Raw genomic sequence first — 4185 nt, 5'->3', positions numbered from 1 at the left:
GCGCTCTTCAGGCTGAAGCTGTTGATACGTTCTTCTTTTTTGCATGTGCGCACCTTACACGAGGAAGGTGTTGCACTTCAGATTTGATCGCGCCCAGTCTTTGCGGTCGTTGCCATGGTTCAGTTTCTCGCTCGGTGGAAGTTGGGAAATCGGGGTGAGACGGACGGCGGCGTCGCCGCCCGTTGATGGCCGGTTGTCACTCGTCGTCGCTGATGATCTCGCAGAGGATCACGAAGCCTGTCAGGTACGCCACGTCGCGCGGGATGCCGTAAGCGCGGCGGGTATGGGCGCCGACCCGATAGTTCATCCATTCGCCGGTGGCGCGGCTGATCGCGTCCTGCAGCGTCTCGCCGTGGTACAGGCGGGCCTGCACGGTGTCGGCGAAATGGCGGCCAAAGCTGCTGTCGAGGAAGGCGCGCACCGCTTCGGGTGGCTGGCAGGTCGCCTCGCTGATCGCGGTGATCGCGAGCGGCCAGGCCGCTGCGGCCTGGCGGTTCATCGTGCCGTAGAAGCCCCATGCCTCATTGCGGGTGGCCGGAATCGGGCTGTTGGTCTGGTTGGTGCTGGCGTTCATTTTTCGGGTTCCGGTGGGTTCGTGGCGGTCAGTCGGCGTGAACCCGGTTCTGGTCGTCTTTCCAGACACGGTGATCCGTCTCGTCGCGATACTCGGCGACCGGCGTGCCGTGATGCATCGAGTGGCCAACCTTCCCGGTCGTCCAGTATTGGCGGCCTTCGAAGACGATTGAGTATTCGTCGTTGACGATGGCGGTGCCGATGACGTTCGGATGTGGCTTCTGCGCGGGCTGGGTGGTGGTTACCTTGTAGGCCATTTGGAGGCTGCCGTTGGGTTCGTTGCGGTGATGTGATTAACGCTCTGTGTCGCAACGAAGCCAAGTTCTATCTGATCGGTATTTCGCTTCTGGCGCAGGCTGTCAGATCAAAGCGACAGCAGGCCAGACCTGTTTGCATTCCTGATCAGTTCATGACCCGTGCCCTGTTCTCGCCGACCGACGCGCAGCGGCAGCTCGTCTCGCAGCTCACCGCGTTTGGTGCCGGGCCAGCGGACATCTGTCCCCTGGTGTCGGGCACGCGCGGACGCCCCGTCTCGGTACGGACGCTGCGGCGGCATTTCGCGAAGGAACTGGCCGAGGGCGAACTGCGCGCCAACAGCCTGGTCGCCCAGACGCTTTACCGCAAGGCGCTCGCGGGCGACACCATCAGCATGCTGTTCTGGCTCAAGTGCCGCGCGGGCTGGAAGGAAACCGCGCAGGCGGTGGAACTCACCGGGGCCAACGGCGGACCGGTGCGCGTGCAGTCGATGAGCGATGCGGAACTCGAAGCCATCGTCGCCGGCGCCCGGTCCCACGCCCGTCGATCCCGACACCGCCGCGGCTGAACTGCTATTGCGCCGTCGCGCACGCGCCGACATTCTCGACTACGCGGACGCGATCGACGTGCCGGGCAGGCCGGTGGGCGACGATGCCGGGGCTGACGAATCCGACGATGCCGAGCAGTTCGAGCCGCTGCAGACCCCGCTGGCCGCGCACCACCGGTTGATCCTGCGGCGCGTGGACGATACCAGCCGCACGCCGCACGGGCGGCTGATGATCTTCACGCCGCCCGGCGCCGGGAAATCGACGTATGCGTCGGTGGTGTTCCCTTCGCATTACCTCGGCGCCGCCCCAGACCGGCAGGTGATCCTGGCGAGCTACGGCGATGCACTGGCGAGCCGCATGGGCCGCCGCACGCGTTCGATCATCCGGCAACCGCGCTATCAGCGGCTATGGGGCGCGCGCCTGACCGACGAATCGCACGCCGCGCACGCGTTCGCGCTGACCAACGGCAGCGAGTATCTCGCGTGCGGGATGCTCTCGGGCGTCACGGGCAACCGGGCCGACGGCATCGTGCTCGACGATCCGGTGCGCGGCCGCGAGCAGGCGGATTCGGAGGTGATCCGCGACAAGGTGTTCGACGCGTACGAGGACGACCTCAAGACGCGGCTCGCGCCCGGCGGCTGGATCGTGCTGATCCAGACGAGATGGCACGAGGATGATCTGGCGGGTCGCATCCTGCCCACCGGGTGGAACGGCGAAAGCGGGATGATCGCGTGCCGCGACGGCAACGTGTGGCAGGTGCTGTGCCTGCAGGCGCGCTGCGAAACCGGCACCGATCCGCTCGGCCGCGCGCGCGGCGAGTACCTGTGGCCCGAATGGTTCGACCGGCGGCACTGGGCGCAGTACGAGGCGAACCCGCGCACGTGGGCGTCCCTCTACCAGCAGATGCCGGTGCCGCCCGAGGGTGACCTGTTCAGGCCCGAGGCCATCCAGACGATCGACGTTCTGCCGGTCGCCTGGATCGACTGGGTACGCGCTTGGGACCTCGCGAGCATCGAGGGCGAAGGCGACTGGACGGCCGGCGCGAAGCTCGGGCGGCTCGCCGACGGCCGCTTCGTGATCGGCGACATGAAGCGCGGCCGGTGGGGACCGGACCGGCGCGATGCGATGATCGCGCATGCGGCGGAACTCGACGGCGCACGCGTGCGCATCGGCCTGCCGCAGGACCCGGGCCAGGCGGGCAAGACGCAGGTGCTGTACCTGACGCGCGAGCTGGCCGGTTACCGGGTGGTGTCGTCGCCCGAGACCGGCGACAAGGCCACGCGCGCCGAGCCGTTCGCCGCGCAGGTGAACGCGGGCAACGTGCTGATGCTCAGGGCCGACTGGAACACGGCGCTCGTGAGCGAGCTGCGCACCTTCCCGTACGGCGCGCATGACGACCAGGTGGACGCGCTGTCGCGCGCCTTCGCGCTGCTGATCGCGCGCCGGCCGATGCGCATCTCCGATGCGGCGCTCGCGGCGGTGTAGTCGTGCGCGGCGTCAGTCGCTCTCGCCAGGCGATAGCGTGGAGGCCGGGAGGATGAAACGGTGGCACGGGGTGCCGTTGGCCGGCTCGATGAGGAACACCCGCTCGCGCAGCGACTTGCTGTCATGAAAGGCCGCGGGATTGTTGGTGCGCAGCCAGGACAGCCGTTCATTGATCGCGTCGATGCCGTGTTCAGCCGCCACTTGCAGCGCAACGCGTTGCTCGGTCGTCAGATACATGTCGTTATCCTGAAGTATCACCACGTTGTACGTGTCGCCGATTCTGGACTGCGAAGCCCCGATCGCCAAGACGACAGGTCCGGATTTCACATTGCTTCACGAATTTCATGCGGCGAGCATGACTACGTGGCGTTTGCGTGCATGCGGACGTGCGTCTGACGAGGTGTTGTGCTGCACCTGAACTTCTGGCGATTCCCCTGGCATCACGGTGCGCATGAGCCACCGAAGCGGGTGGAACCGCCTGCGCCCGCGTCCGGGGCATGCGAGTCGCCTCACAAAAGCCTCGACATCCGTGAGTCGGCGCTCGGCGTGATCGGCGCGCCACTGCCACGCCTGCAGGCGTTCACGCTGCCGCAGGCCCCGCCCGGCGTGATCGCGCGGGACGCCAAGCTCGCCTGTGACGCTGCGGTGGGCGAACCGTACCTGTGGGCGCTGCAGGGTGCGTTCGCCGAGGGGCTCGGCTTTCTCGGCTATCCGTATCTCGCCGAACTCACGCAGCGGCCCGAGTACCGGCGGCCCGCCGAGATCCTTGCGAAGGAGATGACCCGCAAGTGGATCCGGCTGCAGGGCACCGGGGATGACGACAAAACCGAAAAACTCGCGGCGATCGAGGCCGAGATGAAGCGCCTCGGTGTGCAGGCGGCCTTTCGCAAGGTCGCCGAGCAGGATGGCTTTTTCGGGCGCTCGCAGATCTTCATCGATTGCGGCAACAGCGACGATCCGGCCGAGCTGCTCACGCCCCTCACCGACTCGCCGCTGAAGGTCGGCCAGGGAACGCTGCACGGGTTGCGCGTGGTCGAGCCGATCTGGACCTACCCCGGCATGTACGATTCGGCGAACGCGCTAAGCCCGGATTTCTACCGCCCGCGCAGCTGGTTCGTGATGAACCGCGAGGTGCACGCCACGCGGTTATTGACGTTCGTGTCGCGCCCCCTGCCCGACATGCTGAAACCCGCGTATGCGTTCGGCTGCCGCTCCCTGTCGCAGATCGTCAAGCCCTACGTCGACAACTGGCTGCGCACGCGCCAGAGCGTGTCGGACCTGCTGCATTCGTTCTCGACGATGGTGCTGAAAACGAACCTCGCGG

6 protein-coding genes are annotated in these 4185 nt (G+C 66.7%); 3 read left to right on the top strand and 3 right to left on the bottom strand.

Annotated features, from left to right (window positions below; translation table 11 throughout):
* Positions 1-196 precede the first annotated feature (196 nt).
* Positions 197-574: a hypothetical protein gene (locus P3T23_RS47180; protein ID WP_429322873.1), complete on the bottom strand. Its 378-nt coding sequence runs from the start codon at positions 572-574 to the stop codon at positions 197-199.
* 28 nt (positions 575-602) lie between these two features.
* Positions 603-830, bottom strand: coding sequence for a hypothetical protein (locus P3T23_RS47175; RefSeq protein WP_429322872.1), 228 nt, complete (start codon positions 828-830; stop codon positions 603-605).
* A gap of 32 nt (positions 831-862) precedes the next feature.
* Between P3T23_RS47175 and P3T23_RS47170 the strand changes: the two genes are divergently transcribed.
* A complete protein-coding gene (locus P3T23_RS47170) occupies positions 863-1396 on the top strand; it encodes a hypothetical protein (RefSeq protein ID WP_429322871.1) in 534 nt (177 codons plus the stop codon).
* Entirely contained in the window at positions 1326-2861 is a 1536-nt protein-coding gene (terL, locus tag P3T23_RS47165) for a phage terminase large subunit (RefSeq protein WP_429322870.1), read from the top strand. Before P3T23_RS47170 ends, terL begins: the two co-directional genes overlap by 71 nt.
* Positions 2862-2873: 12 nt before the next feature.
* Here terL and P3T23_RS47160 read toward each other — a convergent pair whose 3' ends face one another.
* Positions 2874-3098, bottom strand: a complete 225-nt coding sequence (locus P3T23_RS47160) for a hypothetical protein (protein ID WP_429322869.1) — start codon at positions 3096-3098, stop codon at positions 2874-2876.
* 168 nt (positions 3099-3266) lie between these two features.
* On the opposite strand from P3T23_RS47160, the gene P3T23_RS47155 reads away from it, so the two are divergent.
* On the top strand, positions 3267-4185 hold a 919-nt coding region (locus tag P3T23_RS47155), incomplete at its 3' end, for an anti-CBASS protein Acb1 family protein (RefSeq protein ID WP_429322868.1).

The sequence above is a fragment of the Paraburkholderia sp. GAS448 genome, from assembly GCF_050435685.1.
In the GTDB taxonomy this organism is placed as follows: domain Bacteria; phylum Pseudomonadota; class Gammaproteobacteria; order Burkholderiales; family Burkholderiaceae; genus Paraburkholderia.
Note: the sequence above shows the minus strand (reverse complement) of the source record. Positions and strands in the feature narration are given on the sequence as shown.

Coding starts and splice junctions, on each gene's coding strand:
- P3T23_RS47180 (WP_429322873.1), bottom strand. CDS start 574: ATGAACGCCAGCACCAACCAGACCAACAGCCCGATTCCGGCCACCCGC.
- P3T23_RS47175 (WP_429322872.1), bottom strand. CDS start 830: ATGGCCTACAAGGTAACCACCACCCAGCCCGCGCAGAAGCCACATCCG.
- terL (WP_429322870.1), top strand. CDS start 1,326: ATGCGGAACTCGAAGCCATCGTCGCCGGCGCCCGGTCCCACGCCCGTC.
- P3T23_RS47160 (WP_429322869.1), bottom strand. CDS start 3,098: ATGTATCTGACGACCGAGCAACGCGTTGCGCTGCAAGTGGCGGCTGAA.